This window comes from Mesorhizobium sp. M0678 (genome assembly GCF_040320505.1).
Taxonomy (GTDB): domain Bacteria; phylum Pseudomonadota; class Alphaproteobacteria; order Rhizobiales; family Rhizobiaceae; genus Mesorhizobium.
This window is the reverse complement of record NZ_JAMYPT010000092.1, coordinates 1-518: the sequence shown is the minus strand read 5'-3', so window position 1 is coordinate 518 and position 518 is coordinate 1. Positions and strand designations below refer to the sequence as shown.

The window sequence follows — 518 nt, the reverse complement described above, 5'->3', positions numbered from 1 at the left end:
ATTTCCTTCGCCGACGGGCGTGACGGCCCGTGCCGGACCTTGAGTCCGAAGCCGATATTGTCGGCGACCGTCATATGGCGAAACAGCGCGTAGTGCTGGAAGACGAAGCCGACATTGCGCTCCTGAATCGACTTTTGGGACGCATCCTCTTCGCCGAAGAAGATCTTTCCGCGGGTCGGCCGCTCCAAGCCGGCAATCAGCCTGAGCAGCGTCGTCTTGCCGGAACCGGAAGGTCCCAGCAGGGCGATCAGTTCTCCCGACTTGATGTCGAGCGAAACGTCGCGGAGGGCCGGAAACCGCTCAAACTCCTTGCGCACGTTGGCAACGCGAACTTCCATGCAAATCCCTTTTGTAGTTGATGCATGCCGTTATCCCAAAACCGGTTCCCACTTTTGGGCGACATTAAATCTTTGTTTTATGCATGTCGTTGTCCAAAAACCGCTACACACTTTTGGGCGACATGCATTTGTCAGTGTCCGCGCGTCGCGGCGATCTCGGCGCCGTAGCGCATCTCGAGA

The 518-nt window shown here is 57.3% G+C and carries 1 protein-coding gene; it reads right to left on the bottom strand.

What is annotated here, in order from left to right:
* The coding region (locus tag NKI29_RS33420) for an ATP-binding cassette domain-containing protein (protein ID WP_352798705.1) at nucleotides 1-338 on the bottom strand (338 nt) is incomplete at its 3' end.
* Between the last annotated feature and the right edge of the window lie 180 nt (nucleotides 339-518).